Origin of the sequence: Mesorhizobium sp. AR02 (genome assembly GCF_024746835.1) — a bacterium.
In the GTDB taxonomy this organism is placed as follows: domain Bacteria; phylum Pseudomonadota; class Alphaproteobacteria; order Rhizobiales; family Rhizobiaceae; genus Mesorhizobium.
In genome coordinates, this window is record NZ_CP080531.1 from 6,675,754 (window position 1) to 6,698,330 (window position 22,577).

Genomic DNA, 22,577 nt, shown 5'->3' on the forward strand with positions numbered 1-22,577 from the left:
GGCCTGTCCGGCCAAACCAACGGCTTTTTGACTCCCGTCAAAGCCGGCGCACTTTCCTGGCTATAGAACAGCCACAGGCGGGCGCCAGGACGCGCGGGGCGCTTCGACGGTGTAGGACAGCGGCCGGCCGGGATGCGCGCTGGCGGGGCGCCTCTGCACAGACACATGCCCCCCAATCGTCGTCGACAGGCAATCGCTTAACGACAAGCACGCCTTCCCGACCTAATATTACGGTGGGCTTAATTGCCCTCCATAACACTCCAGCCCGTTGCCACTCCTCTGAGGATAGGCAGCGGGTTTTTTCATAGGACCACCATTGCCAGCTTCATCGAGACAAGCAATATCATCCTCCGTTGCGGCGACCCTTCAACGGAGATCGCCTATGGCCAGGACCAAACCTTCTAAACAACTTTCACAGGCTGAATCGAACGCTTTCTGACGGCAGCGGGAGCGCTCCACAGAAGCATCGTCAAGCCGCTGATATCGCCTAGCTGCGATCACTACCGCTCAACGCGGACCCTGCATGAGGCGCTGTTAAAGGCAGTACGGGAAGTGACAGGGAAGGAAGTCGAATTCGTCCAGTGGAACACCACGAGGCCGGTGCGGCCCCTACGGCTGGGCAGGGCCTAGCGGCCCTTACCCCTTGCCGACCAGATGGATCACCGGCTTTGACGGGCTGGCCTCTTTGAGAAGCTTCAGAGCTTCCTCTCGGGTAAGACCGCATCTGCGAGCATAGAAGTGAGCCTCGGCCACTCTTTCGCGGTCGATTGGCTCTTCGCGGCTCTGCTTTGTTGCTTTCTTGCCCACGGCACGAATCATAGCACATTCCGTTAGATAGCTCCAATGAAGCCCTACGGTTGGGTAGCCTACGCAGGCAGCCGGATATATCTTTCAGCCGGCGGAACGTTTGTAGCCGCCCCGGTGTTATCACCATGATCCCCGCATAGGGATCATAAAGGGCCTTGCCCCTCTTGGCCCTAGTTTGAGTCCGCTGTCTCCCCGGCAGCGGACCCGACGCATTCAGGTGATTGCCGGGCATCCCTCTAAAACGCAAATGCCAACGACTTTAACTGCCTCCGGCTCGACTGAATACAACCGTGCCGTCGTCTTTGCGAATTTCCACCGCTACGATATCGTCATCCCGCTTTCGAGCGGGAAAGGTGGCAAAGACATGGTCCCTCGCAGCTTTCTCGGCATCAAATGGCGTCTTCTCCACGATGCCCTTTTTCCCGTACCAGATCACCGTGTAGGCCACAGCTGCGACGCTCCCTCTACAGGCGCTTTGATCTTGCTGGCCAGCAGTTCAACGGGAGCATCCAGCCCTTTTAAGGCAGCGTGAAGGGCAGCAATAGCCGCCGCCAGATGGTCTTCACGTTTGCCATTGTCGTTCGCTAGATCGGTGCGTTGAGGCAGCGACATGGGCGAACTATGCGCCTTGTCGCGGTGTCAGTCTACGGGGTCGGCGAGGGCGCCAAGATCGAGGAGATCAAGCCCAAGAATCGCTAGATCCTGCAGAGCCAACGGCCTTCCTATATCGACGGTAAGGTCGTAGGGGGCTTTTGGGTGGAACCGCTGGGTATCTTCACCGTTCTCTCCAAATGGCCGTCACCATCATTGGAGCGTTGCTTACTGTCGCTGGCGTTGTGTACATGGCCGGCGCGGTTCTAAGGCGCGGGCGACTGAGCGATCCGACGCCTTCTCCTGCTAGGCCTGATCGCCCAACGCCAAATCTCGCAACCCCAGGTCCGACACTTGAGCCGCGTCGGCGCGGCCTCGGCTTCCTTGGCCTGTCGCAGAACTGGCCAGGCCTTCTGATGATGGGGATCGGCCTTATCCTGCTGTTGTCAGCAGCGGTCCTCTAAGCAGCGCAACCGCGACTGGAAGCCGACGTTCGATCGAGGTGAAGGCACTATCAATTGCCCTTCGGACACTTGATCGGGCGGCCCGACAGTCGGAGGGGGCGGCGGCCGAAACTCGCGCTGGCGGGGTCGTTCCGTCCCTTCCGACCCCTGGGTGTCATATTAGCCACAGATAATGTTAATCGGCAATCCGGTCTTGCGTCATTGGCATAGGTGTTCCGTAATGGGCCATCGTGTCTGGCACCGCTATTGCACTGTCAGCAATGCCGGGGACATCTCTCACCCAGCAATCGGGGGGCAAATGGGGGGCCCCGCCGCTTCGCAAATGGAGCGGCGGGCTATCGTTAACGGGGGGCGGGGCAACCATGTATTTTCCGCAATTTTTGGTGGGGATGTTCACCACGTCGGCCGTAGTGGCGATCTGGGCCAACATAGAAGCCGGATCTGTCGGCAAGGCGCTCGCTTGGACCGTCCTCACGCTGACGATTCTGCAAGTCGGATATTTCCTGATGGCATTCGGGCTTTGCTATAAGCGCTCGACGAAAAGCACCGACGCAAAACCGGATCCTGCTCATCAGCCCATTCGTCGAGACGGTAGTGTCTCATCCGGCCGATAATGACCGACAGGCCGGCCACAACCTACGTCGTCAGCGTGTTCGAGAAACCGCATTGGCGATGAGGTGAAGGACGACGATCTGTTCGACCTGTGAGGCCGCTTCGCCGCACGCTCAAGACATCGAGCCAGGTGGCTGATGTTGCCGTCTTGTGCGGCAAAGCGCTACCGCCTCGCGGCCGAACAGCGGATGTTGGCCGCCCTTGTGCGCAGCGGGACGCGCCAGAGCGCGCCAGACGCCTCCGCGCTGTAGGACAGCGGCCGGCGGAAACGCGCGCTGGCGGGGCTCAGCGTGCAGGAGTATGCTGTTTGGCCGCTGAAAAGCGGCAAGATTTCCCAGGGAGGAACCGATGGCACGCAAATACATAGACTGCCGAGAATTCCCGAGTGAAATGAAATGCACCATTGTGATCTCCGCAGATCGAGAGGACGAACTGATCGAGGCTGCGGTACAGCACGCTGTGTCTGTACATAGGGAACACGATACGCCCGAACTCCGCTCCCAGGTCAGGAAAGCGATCCATGAAGGCGTCCCAGCCTGAAGCCAGGGCTCTAGCGCAGGAAAATGGCCGGCGCCCCTTGGGCGGGGGGCGTTGGGGAATAGGCGCCGGCCACAGGCGGAAATAGGTCCGCCGCGCTGGACAGATGGCCGATTTATCGGGGCAGCGTTATGGCGTGATCGCGGAAGCTACGGCATCAGCGTTTCATTGCCACTTCGCAAGGGACGGGCCGCCGCTGCAGTGAATGGAGAGGCGGTCATTTTGCCTCCTGTCCCACTTCAGGACTAGGGTGCTGGCATCGCTCTTGCTTCGGAGAAGGTGCCGGCTAATCCCGGCCCTGATCGCGTACCTGATCAGGTAGTAGGCTCGCCGGGTTTGAGGTGGTTGGGGTCTTCGCCCGGCGGGTTTCCCTCTTAGGCCTTTTGTTTTGTGGCCCTGTATTCGGCTTCCCACGGCAATGAGTCAAAGTCCGGCTTGTGGTCGCCGGAACGGTAGGCGTCCTGGCCGATATAGCTGCATTTGCCGCTCTCCAGGATGCAGGCAAAGGGTGGACTTCCTGGGCATCGGTAAAGGCCTACTGCTCTTTCCATGCGAGAAGGTGTCCCACGGAGGCTCACGCGTGTCGCCGTTCATTGTGATGAAGGCAACAGGACGGGCGATTGCAGCGGCCCGGCGCGTACTTGTTGGGGCAGTAGCGCACCGGGCCTAACCGGCGAGGCTTCGAGGGGCGGGCGCCGGCTGGCGAATATATGTGCCAATGCTAATATATAAGAAGCATGCGAATGAAGGAACCAAAGGCAAAGGCCAGCAGATGACCGACAAGCCGGCCACAACCTACGTCGTAAGCGTGTTCGAGAAACCGCATTGGCGCACCATCCTCACCACCAAGGACAGGGCCAGCAGTCATCGGGCCTTGCGCACGTTGCGGAAAGGCTAGCGCGCCGACTGTTTCTTGGCCTGTGCGGCGATAGCGCAGAGGAAGGCCAATGCAGCGGCATCGCATGCCTCCCGTGATGGCCCCTTGGCGAAAAGGACTGCGTCCGCGGCTGGTATTGTCAAGCCATGCTTTCTGGCGAATGAGGCGACTTCGTAAGGCTGATTTTCTGGTTGATTGCCGGCGTCGAAATCGTAATCCATAGATTGAATTCCTCCCAGTTCGCGACCTTTTCCCTCTCCGCCTGAGGTAAAATTAACTGCCGGGGTGTCGCGCGAGTCTAGCAACTCAGGATTGCGTAAATCGATATAACTCCGAAACCCGTCTACGTCTTGTTGTTTCCAAGCATCTAAGGATGCGGGATCCTGCTACGCGGCCAACGCGCTCCTTCGCTATCCGGCGGCGACGCTTGACGACCTCGCCGCCAAGGTGCGGGTGCATCGCGTCTGGGAATACGACGGGCAGGACTTCAACTTCATTATGGACGACATAGCGCGTGTCGCCGGAAAAGGGGGTGTCGTATGAACGCCGCCGTGTCTGTCGAGCCGGATCGGGGCCTAATCACCGAGGCTGATATCGATCGCGGCTATGATGCATGCGCGATAGTCCGCGTTTGCGAACTGGCGATGGAGCAAATTCCCGAGCTGGGCCAGGACGCTCTTGTCAACGAAGCCGTTGGCGACATCGTGAGGTTGTTGCGGATGGTGGGACAGATGACCGGGGCATCACTTAACGTCTTGGAGCTGGCAAAAACGAGACAGGCAGACACCAAAGCCTGATCAATTGCCCTTCGGACACTTGAAGCCCGCTGCCTCACGGTGGCGGGCTTTTGCACGCGACTGCGGAAACTGATCCAGAGCCCGGTCGCGGGAGGAACGAGTCGGCCAGCCTTCGCGTTATTCTCGATCGAACCGATGGAGGTAACCGTGAGGAAGCTGATACTCGCATCCGTGCTCGCGATTGCTGGCACGGCCGCTGTAGTTGAACCGACGCAAGCGCAATTTCTTTTCTCGCCCTTCGGGGGCTATAACGGTGACTTTTTTGGTGGCTTCGGAGGATTTCCGCCCCCCTATCGCCACTATTACAACCGAGATTACTATGGTGACCAGTACTATGAGGAGCAATATCGCCCGTACTACCGATACCACCACCACCACCGGCACTACTACCGGCACTACTACCACCACAGGCATCACCACCATAGGCACTACTACCGCTACTGAAATACGACACGCTGTCGCATTCGGCCCGCTGCCTCACGGTGGCGGGTTTTCCATTTTTGAGCTTTCCGTCGTTTTCTGGGTCAATGAAGCGGGGCTAGCAGATTGCTTCGCCCCGTGTAGTCGTCATTTCAGATGCAAGATGACTGAGCCCTCGCTCAGGGTTGGCGGAGCGACACCGATTCCTGACGCATTTTTCTTCACCCAGTCACGGGCCACAACGACACTCTCATCGGTGCCCGCCTTGTCCTTGCAGACGGTCACGGAAAGTCCGCCATCGCCCGTTCTCATCAATGTATAACCGGTGAACCCTTTTACCTTCCGCAAAAGGGTTTCGATATCTCCCTTTTTGGCTTCGAGCAGATCAAACAGTTCCTTCGCACCCGTACCACTAAATTTTCTGACCACGGCATGCATGTCACGGTCCTCCCTTGTCATCATCATCTGTGACCGGGATTGGTTCGTCCGGCATCTCGGCACAGACGGTTAATAGCAAACAACTTAATGTCGATGGTTGCAAGGAAATGGCTGACTGCCCCTTGGGGGTTGGAGGGCAAGCCTGCGGTAGTCGCAGGAACTCCATCGAAAGCAACAGGTGAACAGGAAGCGAACAGACTGCTACGTTTTTTGCAACTCAACGCTACGGTATAGGCCAGGACATCACAGGACGGAGAGGGGAGTAAGCCGCTCCAATCTTTTGACAAATAAGGCTTTTCCGGCACACGAAGGGATACCTAAGGATGTTGGCGAGCGAATTTCAAGACCGGCCATCCCTCCAAGGCTTGAATTCATTAGCTTTTCTGGCTTTGAAGCTGCGTCTAAAGTGACCGCTGCTGCCGAATTGCTACCGAATGGCCTTTTGTGCCTTGGCCTTTACCGCGCGCTGGATCACAGCGTCAACCTGTTCTGCTGCGTCGGCCTGCATTCCCGGCATGACGTGATTGTATAGGTCAAGTGTGATGCCGATGCTCGAATGACCCAGGCGTTCGTTGGCGATCTTGGGATGCACGCCGGCAGCCGAAAGCTGTGAAGCGTGGGGGTGCCGGAGAATCATGGAAGCGAATGCAGGGGTAGGGCGGCGCTGCCGATGATCGTGACCCACTCCTACGGGCTGACGAGGTCGCCATAGACGACGACGTGATGCTCGACGAATTCCGGCTTGTTGATCAGGTACTGATCGTCCTGGGGATAGTAGTGGGCCCGCTCAGGTTGTTCACCCGCATAGGCCTTTACCGCTACCATGTCGGTCCACCAACTCAGGGCGCATATCTCCGTAACGCCGTCGCCAAGGTCGCGCAGTGTGATCTGGTGACCAAGATTGCCCTTGGTGGCGCCAAGCTCGTCGCCACCAGTCCCTGCCACGTAGCGCGCGTATTCGGCAGCCATCTGTGTGCGCACCGTCCCGCACCATCTTCGAAGAATTACCTGCCGGGCCATTAACCTTAGCCTCCGCTATCTATCCCGTCACCTTAAGCCCGCATGCACATTCGCGCCACAATCTTGCCAGGTTCCGAACATAGTCGATTAATACCGTGATAAACAATTCCTGCGCACAAAGGATCGGGGTTCAAGGCGTCGTTGGTGTTGTCGAGTGAGTGCTTTGGCTCCTCTGCTGTTCGAACGACGGCGTCTTGATTGAGACTGTAGGGGATTTCAGGAAAAATGCAGGCTACGACGCGCCCGCGTTTTCGTCGCGCTTCCACGCTTACGCTGCTTGCCGCGTCGGCTGCCTTGCTGGCGGCTTGCGCGTCGCAGCCAGAGCCGAAGGCGATGGTGAACCCCAAGCATCGCTCCAAGGAATATTTCGCCGAAACCGAATATGGCGTGAAGGCGAGCCCGCGCGCCAACTTCATGCGGCGTGGAGGCGGTCGCGACCAGCTCGGCAAACCCTATCAGGTTCGCGGCAAGTGGTATTATCCCAAGGAAGATCGGCACTACGCCAAGGTCGGCCTGGCCTCGTGGTATGGCGACGCCTTCCATGGCCGGCTGACCGCCAATGGCGAAGTCTATGACATGACGCATCTGACTGCGGCGCATCCGACCATGCCGCTGCCGAGCTATGCCCGTGTCACCAACCTTGAAACCGGCAGTTCGGTCATCGTTCGCGTCAACGACCGGGGGCCATATCATGAAGGCCGCATCATCGACGTCTCGGAGCGCGCGGCGCAGATGCTCGACTACGACAAGGTCGGCACCGCGAAGGTCAAGGTCGAATATGTCGGTCGCGCACCGCTCGATGGCGACGACGACCAGTATCTGATGGCATCCTACCATCCAGGCAACAGGATCCCAGATCCGTCGGATGGTCTGCCAACCGGCGTCATGGTGGCCATGAACGGGCCGTCACCAAGCGTGCCGGTGGGCGCCGCGGCCGTACCGTTCCCCGGTCAGCTGACGAATTCCGGTCAGGCCGTGCAACCGTCTCTTTCGGCGCAGGCACCGGCCTTCGGCGACCTGGTGCTGCCCGATTTCGGACCGATCGTTCCGGAACGCCCGGAGATCGGCTTGCCACCGCAGTCGCCGTTTGCCATGGCGTCGCTGTCCTATGCGAATGAACGCGTTCAGCGCGCCGATGTCTTTGCCGCACTGGACGACAGCGGCATGTCGCCCGCCGACATCCTGCGGTCGTGGAAAAAGTCCAATCCGCAAGCGTCGCCGTCCAGTTCCGACTATGTCGCCGCCGGCACGTTCGACGACGCCGCCGAAGCCAAGCGCGTGGCCGCGGCACTTCAGCCCTTCGGCAGAACAGAGATCCAGCGTTCCGATCTCGACGGCAATGACTGGTATGCGGTCAATCTCTATCCGAATGGCCATGGCGGGCTGGACGAGTTGCTGCAGGCGGCATGGTCGCACGGTGCGCCGGACGCTCTGGCTGTGCGCAACTGATCTATTTTGCCCGCGCGGTTGATCCGGCGGAAAAAACCCTGATAGCTTGGCTGTGCCAAAACCGGCAAACGGGTCGAGATTTCATGCAGTTGCGCGCCTTTCCGCCATTTGCCGGCTTTCTGGGACTGGCTTTGCTGCTGCTTTCCCTCGCGCCAGCCCACGCGCAGCTTTTCGAGACCAAGGCCACACAGGCGTTCATGATCGATGCCGACACCGGCACGGTGCTGTTCTCGAAAGACGCCGACAAGCCGATCCCGCCGGCCTCGATGGCCAAGCTGATGACCATCGAAGTGGTTTTCAACGCCATCAAATCCGGGCGCCTCAAACTCGACGACACGTTCGTGGTCAGCGAAAACGCCTGGCGCAAGGGCGGCGCGCCGTCGGGAACATCGACGATGTTTGCCAAGCTCAAATCGGCGATCCGCCTCGAGGACCTGATCCAGGGTGTGACCGTGCAGGCGGCCAATGACGGCTGCATCGTCATCGCCGAAGGCATGGCTGGATCCGAGGACAATTTTGCCGCGCAAATGACAGAACGGGCCCGCCAGATCGGCCTGAAAACATCGACTTTCGTCAATTCGACCGGCCTGCCGGCCGACGGCCAGCAGACGACGGTGCGCGAACTGGCGCAGCTGGCGCTGCATCTGTGGCGCGATTATCCGGATTTCTATCGCTACTACGGCCTGAAGGATTTCACCTGGAACAAGATCTCGCAGAAGAACCGCAACCCGCTGCTGGCCACGGACATCGGCGTCGACGGTCTGGCTGTTGGCGCGAGCGAGGTGTCCGGTTTCGGCATTGTCGCTTCGGTCAGCCACGACGGCACGCGGGTGATCGCGGCGATGAGCGGGCTGGCCAATGATAAGGAACGTGCCGAAGAGGCTCGGAAACTGCTCGACTGGGGCGTCCGCTCCTTCGAGAAGACCGAGATCTTCGCCAAGGACGAGGTGGTCGGCGAGGCCCAGGTTTTTGGCGGTGCGAAATCCGGCGTGACTCTGAAGGCAAAGGGACCGATCGACATCTTCCTGCCGATCACCAACCGCGACAAGCTGACGGCCAGGATCGTCTATACCGGCCCGGTTGCGGCACCCGTGGAGGAGGGCCAGCCGGTGGGTGCGCTGCGCGTCTGGATCGGCGACACGCTGAGCCAGGAGACGCCGCTTTTCGCTGCTGAATCGATCGGTGTCGGCACGTTGCCGCAGCGCGCGCTCGATGCGGTCAAGGAACTGGCGATCGGCTGGCTGCGATAACACCGACGGCATGGACGTTTTCGCGAACGCGGACTATCTAGAGCGCAACAATCCACTCCAACCTGGACAAAGGCCCTTTCGATTGGCGCGCGGATTTTTCATCACCTTCGAAGGCGGCGAAGGCGCAGGCAAGTCGACGCAGATCGAGCGGCTGGCGAGGAAGATGCGCGCCAAGAAGTATGATGTCCTGCTCACACGCGAACCAGGCGGCTCGCCGGGCGCCGAAGCGGTCAGGCATGTGCTGCTTTCAGGGGCGGCCGAGCCATTCGGGCCGAAGATGGAAGCGCTGCTCTTCGCCGCCGCCCGTTCCGACCATGTCGAACAGGTCATCCGGCCGGCGGTCGAACGCGGCTCCATCGTGCTTTGCGACCGTTTCCTGGATTCCTCGCGCGTCTACCAAGGCGTCACCGGCGGGATCGACCCGGCGTTCATGGATGCGCTGGAACAGGTCGCCATCAACGGCATGATGCCCGACATGACGCTGATCTTCGATATCGATCCGGCCGAGGGTCTGAGGCGCGCGACGCTGCGGCGCGGCAGCGATGCCGACGCGGATCGCTTCGAGAAGGAAACGCTTGCCATCCATCAGGCCCGTCGCGAGGCCTTCCTGGCGATCGCCGCGGCCGAGCCGGAACGCTGCATCGTCGTCGACGCGTCCGCCGATCCCGACGCGGTGGAGCACGTCGTCACCGCGGCCGTGTTCGCGGCGCTGGAGGCGAGGGCACCCGCGCGCAACAGGCAGGCCGCACCGGTATGATCTTCGAACGCATCGCCCCGGAACAGCATGACACGCTGGACGGCGTGCCCGAACCATCCGAAACGCCTCGCCTGGTCGGGCACGGGCAGGCGGCCGAGATGCTCGCCGCCGCCTATCGGTCGGGAAAGCTGCCGCATGCGCTGATCTTTGCCGGACCGGTCGGCATCGGCAAGGCGACGCTCGCCTTCCATCTCGCGCATCACCTGCTGAAGCACCCAGCCTTCGCGCAGGCGCCGGAAAGCCTTGCCATTCCCGATCCGGCCTCGCCGCTGTTTCGCCAGATCGCAACCGGAGCCCATCCGGGCGTGCTGCATCTGACGCGGCCGCTGAACGACAAGACCAAGAGCTTCAAGACCGTCGTCACTGTCGACGAGATCCGCAGGGTTAGCCGCTTCCTGTCGATGACCTCGCATGACGGCAGCTACCGGGTCGTCATCGTCGATCCCGCCGACGACATGAATGCCAATGCCGCCAATGCCTTGCTGAAGAACCTTGAGGAGCCGCCGGCGCGAACGCTGTTCATTCTCATCGTCCATGCGCCGGGCAGTCTGCTGCCGACGATCCGTTCGCGCTGCCAGGTGATACGCCTGACGCCGCTCGACGCCGACGATTTGCTGGCGGTGCTGCAGACCGCCGAGCCGCCGCCGCCGGACGATCCGGCCGCGCGGGCGGCACTTGTCGAACGGGCAGGGGGCAGCGCGCGCAACGCGATCCTTTTGACGCAATATGGCGGGCTGGAGATCGCCGAGACGCTCGATGCGCTGGTGGCGAAGGGAAGGAGCGACATCGGCGAAGCCTATCGGCTCGCGGAAGCCGTCGCCGGCCGCGACCAGGCGATCCAGTTCGATATCTTCAACCGCCGGGCGCTCGACTTGTTGTCGGACGCCGCGAGCCAGGCGGCGCTGTCGGGTGATCTCGCGCGGGCCAAAATCCTGTCGGACACTTGGCATGAGGCGCTGGACGCTATATCTGAGACCGACACCTACAATCTCGACAAGAAGCAGCACGCCTTGACCATGATCGACCGCCTGAATTCTGCGATGCGGATGTGACGGACTTCCTGGTGCATGCCGCTGCCCCAAAACCGGGGCTACTTTTGGCCGGCATGCATTGGCCTCGGGATGGCAATCGCCATTCCGATGCGATATCCACCGCCACGGCTTCCATTCAGACATTCATGATGGTTCATTCATGTCACGCGACACATTCTACATCACGACCGCGATTTCCTATCCGAACGGCAAGCCGCATATCGGCCATGCCTACGAACTGATCGCCACCGACGCGCTTGCGCGCTTCCAGCGGCTCGACGGCAAGCAGGTGTTCTTCCTCACCGGCACCGATGAGCACGGCATCAAGATGCTGCAGACGGCGAAGCGCGACGGCATTTCGGCGCGAGAACTGGCCGATCGCAACTCGGCCGATTTCAAGCGCATGGCGACCGCACTCAACGCCTCCAATGACGATTTCATCCGCACCACCGAAGAGCGGCATTACGCGTCCTCGCAGGCGATCTGGAAGGCGATGGACGCCAATGGTGACATCTACAAGGGCGGCTATGCCGGCTGGTATTCGGTGCGCGACGAAGCCTATTACGGCGAGGAGGAGACGGAGGTCCGTCCCGACAATATCCGCTACGGGCCACAGGGAACGCCGGTCGAATGGGTTGAGGAAGAGAGTTATTTCTTCCGGCTGTCGGCCTACCAGGACAAGCTCATTGCGCTCTACGAAAACCAGCCCGACTTCATCGGTCCGGCCGAGCGCCGCAATGAGGTGATGAGTTTCGTCAAATCCGGATTGAAGGACCTGTCGATCTCGCGCACCACCTTCGACTGGGGCGTACCGGTGCCTGGCGACGACAAGCACGTGATGTATGTCTGGGTCGATGCGCTGACCAATTACATCACCGGCGTCGGCTATCCCGATGAAAGTGATGAGAAATGGCGCTTCTGGCCGGCCGATGCACATATCATCGGCAAGGACATCGTTCGCTTCCACGCGGTCTACTGGCCGGCCTTCTTGATGTCGGCCGGCATCCCGCTGCCGAAGCGCGTTTTCGGCCACGGCTTCCTGTTCAACCGCGGCGAGAAGATGTCGAAATCGGTCGGCAACGTCATCGACCCGTTCACCATGGTCGAGCACTACGGTCTCGACCAGGTGCGCTACTTCTTCCTGCGCGAGGTGCCGTTCGGCCAGGACGGCAGCTACAGCCATGAAGCGATCGTCAACCGCACCAACGCCGATCTCGCCAACGGCCTCGGCAATCTGGCGCAGCGCTCGCTGTCGATGATCGCCAAGAACTGCGGCGGCGTGGTGCCGAAGCGCGGCGAGCTGACCGATGCCGACAGCGCGATCCTGGATCAGGCGGCGGCGGCTCTGGCCACCGCGCGCAAAGCAATGGCCGGGCAAGGCATTCATCTGGCACTGGCGGCGATCTTCGATGTAGTGGCGGAAGCCGATCGATACTTCGCTGGACAGGCACCATGGGCGCTTAAGAAAACCGATCCGGAACGCATGGAAACGGTGCTGTGGACGACCGCCGAGGTGGTTCGACGCGTCACTGTGCTGTGCCAGCCCTTTGTTCCGGGGTCGGCCACGAAGCTGCTCGACCTGCTGGCGGCGCCGGCGGACAAGCGCAACTTCGTGCATGTCCACGCGGACTATGCGCTTGTGCCCGGCACGGCATTGCCCGTGCCGGAGGGCGTATTTCCGCGTTATGTCGAACAGACGAGCGCGAACGCCTGATGCTTGTCGACAGCCATTGCCATCTGGACTTTCCAGATTTCGCCGAGGAGCGGGCGGCCATTGTCGCCCGCGCCAAAGCGGCCGGAATCGGCCGCATGGTGACGATATCGACCCGTGTGAAGCGTTTTCAGCAAATACTTGAAATCGCAGAGACTTTCGACGAGGTTTACTGCTCGGTCGGCACCCATCCGCACAATGCCGCCGAGGAACTCGACGTCACCGCTGCGGAGCTTGTCCGTCTGTCGGCTCATCCGAAGGTGGTGGCGATCGGTGAGGCTGGGCTTGATTATTTCTACGACAAGGCGCCGCGCGATGCGCAGGCGCAGGGTTTTCGCAATCACATTGCCGCCGCTCGCGAGACCGGCCTGCCGCTCGTCATCCATTCTCGCGATGCCGATGACGACATGGCAGGGATTCTCGAGGACGAAACAGGGAGGGGCGCCTTCCCTTTCATCCTGCATTGTTTCTCCTCCGGACGCCGGCTGGCCGAAATCGGTGTCTCGCTCGGGGGCTATGTCTCGTTCTCGGGCATCCTGACCTTCAAGAATTCGGCCGAATTGCGCGCCATCGCCGCCGATGTGCCGCATGACCGGCTGCTCGTCGAAACGGACGCACCCTATCTGGCGCCGATACCGTTTCGCGGCAAGCGCAATGAGCCGGCCTATGTCGCGCACACCGCCAAGGTGCTGGCGGAAACGATTGGCGTCAGCGAGGTTGAAGTCGCTAATCTGACGACGAACAATTTCTTCCGGCTGTTCGGCAAGATGCCGCGGCCTGCCGAGCAGAGCGCCTGAACGATGACCGACCGGCTGCGCCTCACCATTCTCGGCTGCGGCTCGTCGCCAGGTACGCCGCGCATCACCGGCGACTGGGGCAATTGCGACCCGGCCAATCCGAGGAACCGGCGCATGCGCACGGCAGCGCTGGTCGAACGGATTGCCGCCGATGGCGGCCGCACCACGGTGGTCATCGACACAGGGCCGGATTTCCGCGAGCAGATGCTGCTCGCTTCGGTCAAACGCATCGATGCGGTCGTCTACACGCATCCGCATGCCGACCATATCCACGGCATCGACGATCTGCGCGGCTATGTGCTCGAGCAGCGCCACCTGATCGACATTCATGCCGACCAGCCGACGATGCTGCGCCTTCGGCAGGCGTTCGGCTATTGCTTCGAGACACCGCCGGGCAGCTCCTATCCGCCGATCGTGCGGGCCCATATCATCGACCACGCAAAGCCCGTGGTGATCGAAGGCGAGGGGAGTGCCCTCACCCTCGAGCCACTGCCGCAGTTCCATGGCGACATCATCTCGCTCGGTTTCCGCATCGGCGGCCTGGCCTATTGCCCTGATATCAGCGGCTTTCCCGACGCCACTGCCGAGCGGCTGCGCGGCCTGGAGATGCTGGTCATCGATGCGCTGCAGTACAACACCCATCCCAGCCATTTGTCGCTCGGCCAGGCGCTGGAATGGATCGAACGGCTGGCGCCCAAACAATCTGTCCTGACGCATATGCACGTGCCGCTGGACTATGCCACCGTGATGGCTGAGACGCCTGATAAGGTGGTCCCAGCCTATGATGGGATGGTGATCGAAATTCCTTATGATTCAGCGTGATAGACACGACTGTTCATTTGTCCCTCTTCGGTTGGAATATCAGCAGCATGCCGATGCGCTCGTAGCCCATGCGGGGATACAGCAGCGCCCCGGCGTGGGTCGCCGCCAGCACCGAGCACCGTGCCCCAAGGGCGCGATCGTCGTGCAGCATCCTGGACATCAACGCCTAGCCGATGCCGCGACGCCGGTGCGAAGGCTCAACATACATGTCCGCGCACCACGTGGAGCCGACAGCGTCCACGCTGCGCACGCGCCCGATGATATCGTCGCCATCGACCGCGATGTATTGGCGGAACGGCGCACCGTCACCGAGTAGATCGTCGGCGATCGGGCGCCTGCGCATGATCTTTCCCAATTGCGCCGCCCGTTCGGCCGTGCGCACACGTTCGATCGAGACGACCGCCGGCGGGCTCGGTATCCGGCGCAGTGGCTGGACGAAAAAGCCTTCCGTCCGCAGCAGCCGGTAACCGAGAACTTTGTAGGCGGTTCGCGTCGGTCCATCCGGTTCGTCGTTCGCGATCACGACGGAAACAGCAAAACCTGGCCGCGCATGCTGCCGCACGACCGCATCAGCTTCCTCGGCGGCGACGTCATGGACGACCCATTCTTCGCTACGGTAGTCGCGAGGATTCTTGCGCTCGGCATCGCGCATCAGCCACAATGGCCCGACGCGGCTGACCTCGTAAGGAAAGGTGCGGCTTTTGTCGGTGCTGTAGCCATGCACGAACACCTCAATCGCCGATTCCATCTCACGCTTTGCTGCAGTCATCCATGCAGCGTAGCGTTGGCAATCCACTCAAGGCAACAGACATCGAGCGTCTCAAGCCTATGAAAATCAGCAGTAATTTCCAACTGCTGGTCGATGCGTAAGTTCCATAATCTATCTTATGCGACTTTCTGCCATGCGTCACGGAGATGGCGAAATGCGATTGTCACGCGGCCTCGCGCCGCAACCGCACAGAGCTTTCACGCATCAGCCTGCCGTCACCTTTCATCTCAAACACGCCCTCATCGGCAAGCGTCCGGACCCGTGACCAGAGAACGAGATCACCAACTCGGAAGCCATCGTCCCACAACGCGACAAGGCTTTCGGCGACCACACGACTGCATTTCTGCCAATCGTCTGTCACGTGTGACGCGACGGCTTTCTACGAAGTCGTCTCCATAAATCGCGGTATGTTCGCAGTTCCTGTCCGGTCAGAACCGTCTGACTGTCCAAGAGACGCGCTTTCGCAATGCTGTCTGACGGAACAGAGCCGAACGATCCTGCTCGCCACGTCTCGGACTCAGAACGATCGGGTCTGGGAGCGAATTCAACCTGCGTTATGTCGACCACTCGAAATGGGTGATCCCCGATCCGCGAAACAAACTCCAGGAAGCCGGCAAATTCCTCAGCGCTTCGCCGACATACCCATGCGACAGGAGTGACGTCCCTGCCCGTGGCACGGCTCCAGAAGAGATCGACAGATTGTGGAAGGTCTTGCCACCTGTCGTAACCCAATGTGTCTTCTACCCATTGGCCACGGAGATCGGCCGTTGGCGGGTCTATAGGCCCGAAGCTGAGGTCATCTGGCAATCCGATGACGGTTTGATGGAGTTTCAACGACCTGAGAGCCTGACGAAGGCTGCCGGCCGCCGACATATTGAAGACGACGTGGACAACAGGTTTTTGAGGCTCGATCATGGACACATCGGAGCTCGTCGGAGGCATCAGGGCATGTTCACTTCAGATCCGACAGCTCATTATCAAGAATCAGCGCCTGCTGGGCCGTCGCATCAAGCATGCAGCTGACGATGATGTTGCTCTGACGATCGATGTTGACGGTTTCGGCGGCACCCTCGGCAGCACAGCGCGCATCGCGGTAAGCGATCCACGCGCGCTGCATCTTGCGATAGCCTTGCCGCAACTTGGGTGTGGCCTTGGCCATAAGCGCTTCGTAGGTCGTGTTGAGGCGATCCTCCCACGCGCGGACCTCGCGGTCGGCACAATCGATCAATCCCAACTGTGACTGGCCATCGTCGCTCTCAAAAGAACACAGCTCGGTCACATAGTTGATGCACGAGGCTGGCTCGTGTCCGGCGAGCTTGATGACGTTATCGATATGGGAAGCCGGCTTGGGCGATTCGTTCACGCCGGGAACATTCCCTGGAAAATCACTGACATATTTCAAGCACTCGGCAAGCGCCGCCTTGTCCGAGATACGTGTTTGATCCTTGGCCATGGCAGGCGGCAAGGCGGCAAGCAGCAAACCACAACCCGCCAACATCAGAGGGCCTTTCATCGCTGTAACTCCCCACTATGCTTCCAGAGTTGCAGAATGCCGCCTCTGCAACAAGGTCCAAGGTTTGCAATGGGGTCGCTCCCTCCCCGTTCGAACTTGGCTGCAACCATCCGGCTGTCGCGCTGGCCCCGCTGGCGATTTCGGTGATGGCATCGAACCGATGAAGCAACTAGCCTGCTGTCGCGCTGGAACTCACATTCAGGACTATCAAAGAATGACCGTCTCACCTTCCTTTCTCGGCCTTCCCGATCGCCTCGCCGATGGCCGCATGCCCCGCGCGGTGATCTTCGGAGCTGGCCATGGCAGTACCTATCCCGGCAAGGACAGCAGCGGCTATGCGTCGGCGGCAGACGCCATCCGCGCAGCCAGCCAGGATGATGCCCCGCTGGTCGAGCACTGGGACTTCGATCTCGGCGGCCCGTTGTTCGATGGCAAGCCGGTCTGCTGTGTCGACGCCGGCGACATCTCGACCTCCCTGCATGACAATACCGGCAACCGGACCCGGATCGAGGCGAAGACGCGTGAGGTTCTGTCCTTGCCAGCCGTGCCGATCCTGCTCGGCGGTGACGATTCCGTCGTCATTCCATTCCTTGCCGGCTTTGCCGACCACGGACCGATCTGGATCCTGCAGATCGATGCCCATATCGACTGGCGCGACGAGGTGCATGGCGAACACTACGGCTATTCGAGCCCGATGCGGCGGGCGAGCGAGATGCCGCATGTCGCCGGCATGGTGCAGGTCGGCCTGCGCAGCGTCGGCAGCGCGCGCCTCGCTGAAATCGAAGCGGCGCAGCACTATGGCAGCCGTTTCGTGACCGCGCGCGAGGTTCATGCTCAAGGCGTGGAAGCGGCGCTCAGGCATATTCCGGAAGGCGCACGGGTTGTCGTCACTTTCGACTGCGACAGCCTTGATCCCGGCATCATGCCGGGCGTGGCGGCACGCACGCCAGGCGGCCTCACCTACACGCAGGCGATCGACCTGATCGCCGGTCTCGGCAAGCGGGCCAGGATTGCGGGATTCGACCTTGTCGAACTCTATCCGCCCGCCGACATAGACGGCCTGTCGGCCCTGACCGCCGCGCGCCTTCTCGTCAATGTGATCGGCACGATCATCCGGCAGGTTTGAAACCCGGCTATGTGGCGCCAGCCGCTGAAATGCGCCGATGCACGCCATCCAGGCTTTCTGCCAGCGCGTCGAAGACGTGACGGGCCGTGAGTTCGCTCAGAACCTGCTCATTGATGCCGCCACGGGTCGCATAATCCTGCGCCAGATGCGTGAAATCCGCATCGGGCGCTGTCTCCGGAGCATGTCCAAGAGCCGTGAAGAGCGCTGCGATATAGTCGCGCCCCTTGGTATCCGGCACGTCATGCGCTTTGAGCCAGCGGTGGATCGTATCGAGATATTTGAAGTAAGTGGCATAGGTCGCGGTCACGACGCTCAAGGCGTCGAATTCGCTCGAACTCTCGACCTCGATCACCTTTCCCAGTCCGCTAAGCAATGCGGTCACGTCCGGATCGGGCGGGTAGATGATCGTCGCCCCCAGCCGCTGGGCGATCATCGGCATGGGCAACGCTTTCGTTACGCGGCTCGCGGGTGCGGTCAGGCCGACTATTTCCTCGCGCGACAACGTGGCGATCAGGCTGATGAGGTGGTGGTCGCGCCGAAACCGCAATTCGGGCAACAGCTGAGGGGCAATTTGCGGCCGCACTGCCAGCATGACGGTGTCGCAGGCATCGAGGACCGCCTGATTGTCGGCGGCGACATCCACATTCGGAAAGCGGGACGCGAGGTTCGCGGCGATCTCTTCGTTGCGCGGCGACAACACCACCGATACCGGATCGCCCTCGAGGGATTTGAGCCCGGTGACGATGGCTGAAGCAAGTGCGCCCGTGCCGATGAAGCCAAGTTTCATTTGATGCCCCAAGGTCGCTTCTTCGGCTGACTGTCCGCCGATCACTGCCCATGCTCCAGGCGGATCCGATAGTTCAGCGAACGCTTCGACCCCGGTTCGATCAGCATCACCCCAGGCTTGTCAGTGAATTCGCCGTCGAAATCGGCCGAGCTTGCCAGGCCGTGCCAGGGCTCGATGCACAGGAACGGCGCGCCTCCCGGCTTGGACCAGATGCCCAACTCCTCTGCTCCCTGCCATGACATCTCGATCGCCGGACCGCGGTCGGCGGTGTAGCGCACGCTGGTGCTCGCGGGCCGATCCAGGATGACGGCGTCGTCATCGAACAGCTGCTCGGACAGGGCAAGCGTTCTGCCTTCGATCGGCGTCGGCCGCGTCTCTGCGAGCAGGAGGCCGTCCTTGAGGCGACGGATCGGCGCCCGCTCATCATCGGCAAAGGTCAGCCGATAGGCCTCCTTGGGCAATTCCGGCAGCAACGGCCAGTTGAATGCCGGATGCGCGCCGACCGAGGCCGGCAACAGCTCCTCGCCGGTGTTGGTGACCTCCAAAGCCACACCAAGCTGCTGGCGGTCCAGCGTGTAAGTCACAACCAAGCGAAAGGCGAAGGGGTAATGCGCACGGGTATCGGCATCGTCGGTGAGGACCAGCGTGCAGGAGCGAGCCCCCCTCTCCGCCCAGGTGAACGCCTTGTCGCGGGCGAAGCCGTGCTGCGTCATCGGATAGGTCCGGCCGCGATGGCGCAATTGATCGCCCTTCAGCCGGCCGACGATCGGAAACAGCACCGGCGAATGGCGCCGCCACTCTGGCCCGGCTTGCCACAGGAACTCAAATCCGTGCGCATCCTGCAGCGAGACCAGTTCGGCGCCCTGCCCTGTTATGACAGCCGATATGCCGTCGCCATGAAGCGTCTGGCTGTCCTGTGCCACATGTCCTCGCAGTGTTGGATGCTGGTTCGGTGGGCAGACTAGCAAAAGCTCTTGGGGACTCAAGGTGTGGACGGGCGTTGCCGGAATGAATTGTGGCCGGAGGATCTCTCCTCCGGCCACCTCTCCGCATCAAGGGCGATATGCTCGCCCTTGCCCACAGCGGACAGTCGCTATTCGCGCTCGCCGGTGAAATTCAGCAACAGCTGGAAGATGTTGATGAAGTTCAGATAGAGCGAGAAGGCGCCGAAGACGGCCAGCTTCTGGCGCGATTCCGCGTCGAAATTCTCGGCATACTGTTCCTTGATCGTCTGCGTATCCCAGGCGGTCAGGCCGATGAAGACGGCGATGCCGATCACCGAAATAGCGAACTGCAGCGCGGTCGAGCCGAGGAAGATGTTGACGATGCTGGCGATCACCACGCCGATCAGGCCCATGATCAGGAACGACGAAAACTGCGTCAGGTCACGCCTGGTCGTGTAGCCGTAGAGGCTGGTGGCGCCGAACATGGTGGCGGCGATGAAGAAGGTGCGCGCGATGCTGGTTCCGGTGAAGACCAGGAACACCGAGGCGAGCGACAGGCCCATCACCGCACAGAAGGCCCAGAACATCGCCTGGGCGCTCGCCGCCGACATGGTCTGCATCTTGAACGAAAACAGCAGGACAAAGGCGAGCGGCGCCAGCATCACCACATATTTCAGCGGGCTGGAGAAGATCGGCACATAGAGCGCCGGCGTCGACGACACCATGAATGCGACCAGGCCGGTGACCACGAGGCCAAGGCCCATATAGTTGTAGACGCGCAGCATGTGCTGGCGCAGGCCCTCGTCGAAGACGGCTCCGGCCTGGGCGCCGGTGCCAACGCGATATCCCAGATTGGGTGTGTTCATTTGCAGTCTCCTTTGTGGATCGGTCAGTAAAGCGTTCTAGCGAGCGCTTCGGCGGCGCGGTCGAGGTCATGGACCCCGCTCTTCGCGACCACCGCATAGGCGACCTCGCCGATCTGGAAATAGGCCGAGGAAATATCGCCCGACGGCGCGACGGTCGGCTTGACCACGTCGAAGGTTCCCGGCCGGATCGCAAACAGCGACACCAGGCCCATATCCTTGGTGTCGACAGCCATCTCGACGCTCGGGCCGAAGCGCGACGGATAGATCTGCACGTCGCGCACCTTCCAGTCCTTGGGCAGCGACGGCATGACGATCGCGGTTGCCGCACGGATCTCGCCGGCATTGTAGTTGGGCGCTTCCGGCTGCGAGGGCATGGTTTCACGCACCAGCGTCGTTCTGTGTGCCCGCACCGCTTCATCGACATAGGCGGGCGGCTGCGGCGAAGCGACGACCTTGGTCACCGACATAGGCCCGATGATGCCGTTCGCCAGCCAGCCGGCGGCAATGAAGGCGGCAACGGCCGCGGCGCGCTGCAAAACACCGAAGATACGGCCGCGGACAAGCCCCCTCTCCAGCCGCCGCGCCGCGTCAGCGGTCACCGGCCGCGCCATGCCCTTGGAACCGGCAAGCGCCACGCGCAGTTCGTCACGGGTCCGCAGATCCGACATCACGCGCGCGGCAGCCTCCGGCCGGGTCGACAGGAACGCCTCGACCTCGATGCGGCGCGTGACATCCATCTGGTCGTCGACATAGGCGTCGAGGTCGGTGTCGGTCACGGGGTCGACAAGAGCGGTCATTGCTCACCTCCCACGATTCTCAAATGATTCCTGCCGCGTGCCGGGGCGGCGTCCTCCATCTGGCGCAAGGCGGCCCGCGCCCTGCCGATACGCGACATCAGCGTGCCCAGCGGCACGCCGGTGGCATCGGCTGCTTGGCTGTAGGAAAGCCCTTCGATGGCGACCAGATGCAGTGCCGAGCGCTGTTCTTCCGGCAGGTTGAAAAAGGCGTCCCGCACCTGCGCCAGGCGCAGCGAATGCTCCTGCGGCGCCGGTGTGCTGGCATCGGCGAGGTATCCGGCCTGTTCGATGCGCGCCGCTTCCGAGCGGCGCGAGCGCATGCGGTCGACAAACGCGTTGTGGACGATCGACAGCAGCCAGGCCCGCAGGTTTCCGCCGGAGCGGAAGGTGCCGCGCCGCTCATAGGCGCGCACCAGCGCGTCGTGCACGAGATCCTCGGCGTCCGCACTGTCGCGCGTCAGCGACTGCGCGTAGCGCCGCAGCGACCCGAGCTGGCCTATGATGTCAAAGCGTGGCATCGACCGTTTCATGTCCTGTTTACGGAGCATGTGGGGATTTTAATCCCGAGCCGTGCCATTTTTCTTTGGCGGGTTCGCCGGAGCGTCGCGTTTGCCAGTACCCTCGCCCAGCCTGGCTCTCAGGGCCGAAGTGGTTTTGCCGCTTTGGGCGTCGTTACACCGCAGGCGCGCAAAACCCACCTGCGGCCGTCGCTGCGAAAATCGGTGATGCTGAGTGGCTCGACATCGATCTTCCAGCAAGCGGCAAGTGGCGCGCCGAGAACATGCAGGATCGCGGCGCGGATGACGCTGGCATGGGTCAGCGCGATCGTGTGGCCACGCTCGGCCATCAACCGGTCCATCAAGCCGGAGGCCCGGCGAGCAACATCGGCCAGCGACTCGCCGCCGTGCGGCGCTGCATTGGGGTCTGTGAGCCAGGCAGCTATGCCCTCGGGCTGCTCCGCCTGGACTTCCTCAAAGCTCTTGCCGGCCCAGCTTCCATGAGCCTGATCCGCCAGAAGCGGCTCGACCCATGCGTCCAGCGCCAGTGCCTCGGCGGTCTGCCGGGCGCGAAGCGAAGGCGCCGTCCACAAACGGTCGGCACGGCGCAGCGTCCCGCGCATCGCCTTCGCCTGCGTCAGCGATCGCGGCTCCAACGGCTCATCCGACGGGAACGCACCCTTCCGGGTCGCGGCCGTGGCGCCGTTGCAGATCATCGTCAGCCGTATCAGCATGAAGCATTCATCCCTCGAGCCGCTTTCGAAGCGGCGCATACGCTGCGATTAGAATAGCGGCTATCGTTTCGATCGAAAGGCTACACCCTTGGGCGCCGCCTTCTGTTTCGCACAACTAAAAGCGCTGGTGCAGCGCCTTCTATTTGCGTATCACTCCGCCGCGC

Annotated in this window: 29 protein-coding genes and 1 pseudogene; 13 read left to right on the plus strand and 17 right to left on the minus strand. The window is 61.5% G+C overall.

Features of this window, described 5'->3' with window-relative positions; all coding sequences use genetic code 11:
• Nucleotides 1-382: 382 nt before the first annotated feature.
• Nucleotides 383-630, plus strand: a pseudogene (locus tag DBIPINDM_RS36525) (hypothetical protein).
• 6 nt (nucleotides 631-636) lie between these two features.
• Here the strand turns inward: DBIPINDM_RS36525 and DBIPINDM_RS36530 are convergent.
• Together DBIPINDM_RS36530 and DBIPINDM_RS36535 are read right to left on the minus strand one after the other, a co-directional pair.
• Nucleotides 637-819, minus strand: a complete 183-nt coding sequence (locus DBIPINDM_RS36530) for a hypothetical protein (RefSeq protein ID WP_258583792.1) — start codon at nucleotides 817-819, stop codon at nucleotides 637-639.
• Nucleotides 820-1,066: 247 nt separating this feature from the next.
• Complete coding sequence (locus DBIPINDM_RS36535; RefSeq protein WP_258583793.1) at nucleotides 1,067-1,255, minus strand: hypothetical protein; 189 nt, start codon at nucleotides 1,253-1,255, stop codon at nucleotides 1,067-1,069.
• Nucleotides 1,256-2,224: 969 nt separating this feature from the next.
• On the opposite strand from DBIPINDM_RS36535, the gene DBIPINDM_RS36540 reads away from it, so the two are divergent.
• Together DBIPINDM_RS36540 and DBIPINDM_RS36545 are read left to right on the plus strand one after the other, a co-directional pair.
• The gene (locus DBIPINDM_RS36540; RefSeq protein ID WP_258583794.1) at nucleotides 2,225-2,476 is read left to right on the plus strand and encodes a hypothetical protein; all 252 of its coding nucleotides are present in this window, start codon (nucleotides 2,225-2,227) and stop codon (nucleotides 2,474-2,476) included.
• Between the two features lie 346 nt (nucleotides 2,477-2,822).
• The gene (locus DBIPINDM_RS36545) at nucleotides 2,823-3,014 is read left to right on the plus strand and encodes a DUF1059 domain-containing protein (RefSeq protein WP_258583795.1); all 192 of its coding nucleotides are present in this window, start codon (nucleotides 2,823-2,825) and stop codon (nucleotides 3,012-3,014) included.
• A gap of 891 nt (nucleotides 3,015-3,905) precedes the next feature.
• Here DBIPINDM_RS36545 and DBIPINDM_RS36550 read toward each other — a convergent pair.
• A complete protein-coding gene (locus tag DBIPINDM_RS36550) occupies nucleotides 3,906-4,109 on the minus strand; it encodes a hypothetical protein (protein WP_095199884.1) in 204 nt (67 codons plus the stop codon).
• Nucleotides 4,110-4,427: 318 nt separating this feature from the next.
• On the opposite strand from DBIPINDM_RS36550, the gene DBIPINDM_RS36555 reads away from it, so the two are divergent.
• Both DBIPINDM_RS36555 and DBIPINDM_RS36560 read left to right on the plus strand, forming a co-directional pair.
• Nucleotides 4,428-4,685: a hypothetical protein gene (locus DBIPINDM_RS36555; RefSeq protein WP_258583796.1), complete on the plus strand. Its 258-nt coding sequence runs from the start codon at nucleotides 4,428-4,430 to the stop codon at nucleotides 4,683-4,685.
• A gap of 147 nt (nucleotides 4,686-4,832) precedes the next feature.
• Nucleotides 4,833-5,129 carry a hypothetical protein gene (locus DBIPINDM_RS36560; RefSeq protein ID WP_258583797.1) on the plus strand — a complete coding sequence of 99 codons (297 nt, stop codon included), beginning with the start codon at nucleotides 4,833-4,835 and terminating at the stop codon, nucleotides 5,127-5,129.
• A 123-nt stretch (nucleotides 5,130-5,252) separates the two neighbouring features.
• Here DBIPINDM_RS36560 and DBIPINDM_RS36565 read toward each other — a convergent pair whose 3' ends face one another.
• The 3 genes from DBIPINDM_RS36565 to DBIPINDM_RS36575 form a co-directional block, all read right to left on the minus strand.
• Nucleotides 5,253-5,543 (minus strand): hypothetical protein, encoded by a 291-nt coding sequence (locus DBIPINDM_RS36565; protein ID WP_258583798.1) that lies wholly within the window; start codon nucleotides 5,541-5,543, stop codon nucleotides 5,253-5,255.
• A gap of 427 nt (nucleotides 5,544-5,970) precedes the next feature.
• Nucleotides 5,971-6,135: a hypothetical protein gene (locus DBIPINDM_RS36570; protein WP_258583799.1), complete on the minus strand. Its 165-nt coding sequence runs from the start codon at nucleotides 6,133-6,135 to the stop codon at nucleotides 5,971-5,973.
• 95 nt (nucleotides 6,136-6,230) lie between these two features.
• Nucleotides 6,231-6,512, minus strand: coding sequence for a hypothetical protein (locus DBIPINDM_RS36575; RefSeq protein WP_258583800.1), 282 nt, complete (start codon nucleotides 6,510-6,512; stop codon nucleotides 6,231-6,233).
• Between the two features lie 276 nt (nucleotides 6,513-6,788).
• On the opposite strand from DBIPINDM_RS36575, the gene DBIPINDM_RS36580 reads away from it, so the two are divergent.
• The 7 genes from DBIPINDM_RS36580 (at nucleotide 6,789) to DBIPINDM_RS36610 (ending at nucleotide 14,380) form a co-directional block, all read left to right on the plus strand.
• The gene (locus DBIPINDM_RS36580; protein WP_258583801.1) at nucleotides 6,789-8,012 is read left to right on the plus strand and encodes a septal ring lytic transglycosylase RlpA family protein; all 1,224 of its coding nucleotides are present in this window, start codon (nucleotides 6,789-6,791) and stop codon (nucleotides 8,010-8,012) included.
• 83 nt (nucleotides 8,013-8,095) lie between these two features.
• Entirely contained in the window at nucleotides 8,096-9,262 is a 1,167-nt protein-coding gene (locus DBIPINDM_RS36585; protein ID WP_258583802.1) for a D-alanyl-D-alanine carboxypeptidase family protein, read from the plus strand.
• A gap of 82 nt (nucleotides 9,263-9,344) precedes the next feature.
• Nucleotides 9,345-10,019: a dTMP kinase gene (gene tmk / locus DBIPINDM_RS36590; protein WP_258583803.1), complete on the plus strand. Its 675-nt coding sequence runs from the start codon at nucleotides 9,345-9,347 to the stop codon at nucleotides 10,017-10,019.
• A complete protein-coding gene (locus DBIPINDM_RS36595) occupies nucleotides 10,016-11,071 on the plus strand; it encodes a DNA polymerase III subunit delta' (RefSeq protein ID WP_258583804.1) in 1,056 nt (351 codons plus the stop codon). Before tmk ends, DBIPINDM_RS36595 begins: the two co-directional genes overlap by 4 nt.
• Before the next feature lie 139 nt (nucleotides 11,072-11,210).
• Entirely contained in the window at nucleotides 11,211-12,764 is a 1,554-nt protein-coding gene (gene metG, locus DBIPINDM_RS36600) for a methionine--tRNA ligase (protein ID WP_258583808.1), read from the plus strand.
• Nucleotides 12,764-13,558, plus strand: a complete 795-nt coding sequence (locus DBIPINDM_RS36605) for a TatD family hydrolase (protein WP_258583809.1) — start codon at nucleotides 12,764-12,766, stop codon at nucleotides 13,556-13,558. Before metG ends, DBIPINDM_RS36605 begins: the two co-directional genes overlap by 1 nt.
• 3 nt (nucleotides 13,559-13,561) lie before the next feature.
• Complete coding sequence (locus DBIPINDM_RS36610) at nucleotides 13,562-14,380, plus strand: MBL fold metallo-hydrolase (RefSeq protein ID WP_258583810.1); 819 nt, start codon at nucleotides 13,562-13,564, stop codon at nucleotides 14,378-14,380.
• 13 nt (nucleotides 14,381-14,393) lie between these two features.
• Here DBIPINDM_RS36610 and DBIPINDM_RS36615 read toward each other — a convergent pair whose 3' ends face one another.
• From DBIPINDM_RS36615 to DBIPINDM_RS36625, 5 genes are all read right to left on the minus strand, one after another.
• On the minus strand, nucleotides 14,394-14,531 hold the full coding sequence (locus tag DBIPINDM_RS36615; RefSeq protein WP_258583812.1) for a hypothetical protein: 138 nt from the start codon (nucleotides 14,529-14,531) through the stop codon (nucleotides 14,394-14,396).
• 15 nt (nucleotides 14,532-14,546) lie between these two features.
• Nucleotides 14,547-15,128, minus strand: a complete 582-nt coding sequence (locus DBIPINDM_RS36620; protein WP_258583813.1) for a GNAT family N-acetyltransferase — start codon at nucleotides 15,126-15,128, stop codon at nucleotides 14,547-14,549.
• Nucleotides 15,129-15,312: 184 nt separating this feature from the next.
• Nucleotides 15,313-15,510 carry a DUF3658 domain-containing protein gene (locus tag DBIPINDM_RS43735; RefSeq protein ID WP_416361733.1) on the minus strand — a complete coding sequence of 66 codons (198 nt, stop codon included), beginning with the start codon at nucleotides 15,508-15,510 and terminating at the stop codon, nucleotides 15,313-15,315.
• Nucleotides 15,507-16,091 carry a DUF1835 domain-containing protein gene (locus tag DBIPINDM_RS43740; protein ID WP_416361734.1) on the minus strand — a complete coding sequence of 195 codons (585 nt, stop codon included), beginning with the start codon at nucleotides 16,089-16,091 and terminating at the stop codon, nucleotides 15,507-15,509. Before DBIPINDM_RS43740 ends, DBIPINDM_RS43735 begins: the two co-directional genes overlap by 4 nt.
• A gap of 10 nt (nucleotides 16,092-16,101) precedes the next feature.
• Nucleotides 16,102-16,662, minus strand: a complete 561-nt coding sequence (locus DBIPINDM_RS36625; RefSeq protein ID WP_258583814.1) for a lysozyme inhibitor LprI family protein — start codon at nucleotides 16,660-16,662, stop codon at nucleotides 16,102-16,104.
• 214 nt (nucleotides 16,663-16,876) lie between these two features.
• Between DBIPINDM_RS36625 and DBIPINDM_RS36630 the strand changes: the two genes are divergently transcribed.
• A complete protein-coding gene (locus tag DBIPINDM_RS36630) occupies nucleotides 16,877-17,788 on the plus strand; it encodes an agmatinase (RefSeq protein WP_258583815.1) in 912 nt (303 codons plus the stop codon).
• 7 nt (nucleotides 17,789-17,795) lie between these two features.
• Here DBIPINDM_RS36630 and DBIPINDM_RS36635 read toward each other — a convergent pair whose 3' ends face one another.
• The 6 genes from DBIPINDM_RS36635 to DBIPINDM_RS36660 form a co-directional block, all read right to left on the minus strand.
• Nucleotides 17,796-18,620: a pyrroline-5-carboxylate reductase gene (locus tag DBIPINDM_RS36635; protein WP_258583817.1), complete on the minus strand. Its 825-nt coding sequence runs from the start codon at nucleotides 18,618-18,620 to the stop codon at nucleotides 17,796-17,798.
• Nucleotides 18,617-19,498 (minus strand): aldose 1-epimerase family protein, encoded by an 882-nt coding sequence (locus DBIPINDM_RS36640; protein WP_258583818.1) that lies wholly within the window; start codon nucleotides 19,496-19,498, stop codon nucleotides 18,617-18,619. Before DBIPINDM_RS36640 ends, DBIPINDM_RS36635 begins: the two co-directional genes overlap by 4 nt.
• Nucleotides 19,499-19,668: 170 nt before the next feature.
• Nucleotides 19,669-20,385 (minus strand): Bax inhibitor-1/YccA family protein, encoded by a 717-nt coding sequence (locus DBIPINDM_RS36645; protein WP_258583819.1) that lies wholly within the window; start codon nucleotides 20,383-20,385, stop codon nucleotides 19,669-19,671.
• A 23-nt stretch (nucleotides 20,386-20,408) separates the two neighbouring features.
• Nucleotides 20,409-21,182, minus strand: a complete 774-nt coding sequence (locus DBIPINDM_RS36650; RefSeq protein WP_258583820.1) for an anti-sigma factor family protein — start codon at nucleotides 21,180-21,182, stop codon at nucleotides 20,409-20,411.
• Nucleotides 21,179-21,712, minus strand: coding sequence for a sigma-70 family RNA polymerase sigma factor (locus tag DBIPINDM_RS36655; RefSeq protein ID WP_416361800.1), 534 nt, complete (start codon nucleotides 21,710-21,712; stop codon nucleotides 21,179-21,181). Before DBIPINDM_RS36655 ends, DBIPINDM_RS36650 begins: the two co-directional genes overlap by 4 nt.
• Before the next feature lie 107 nt (nucleotides 21,713-21,819).
• Nucleotides 21,820-22,413 (minus strand): histidine phosphatase family protein, encoded by a 594-nt coding sequence (locus DBIPINDM_RS36660; protein WP_258583824.1) that lies wholly within the window; start codon nucleotides 22,411-22,413, stop codon nucleotides 21,820-21,822.
• Between the last annotated feature and the right edge of the window lie 164 nt (nucleotides 22,414-22,577).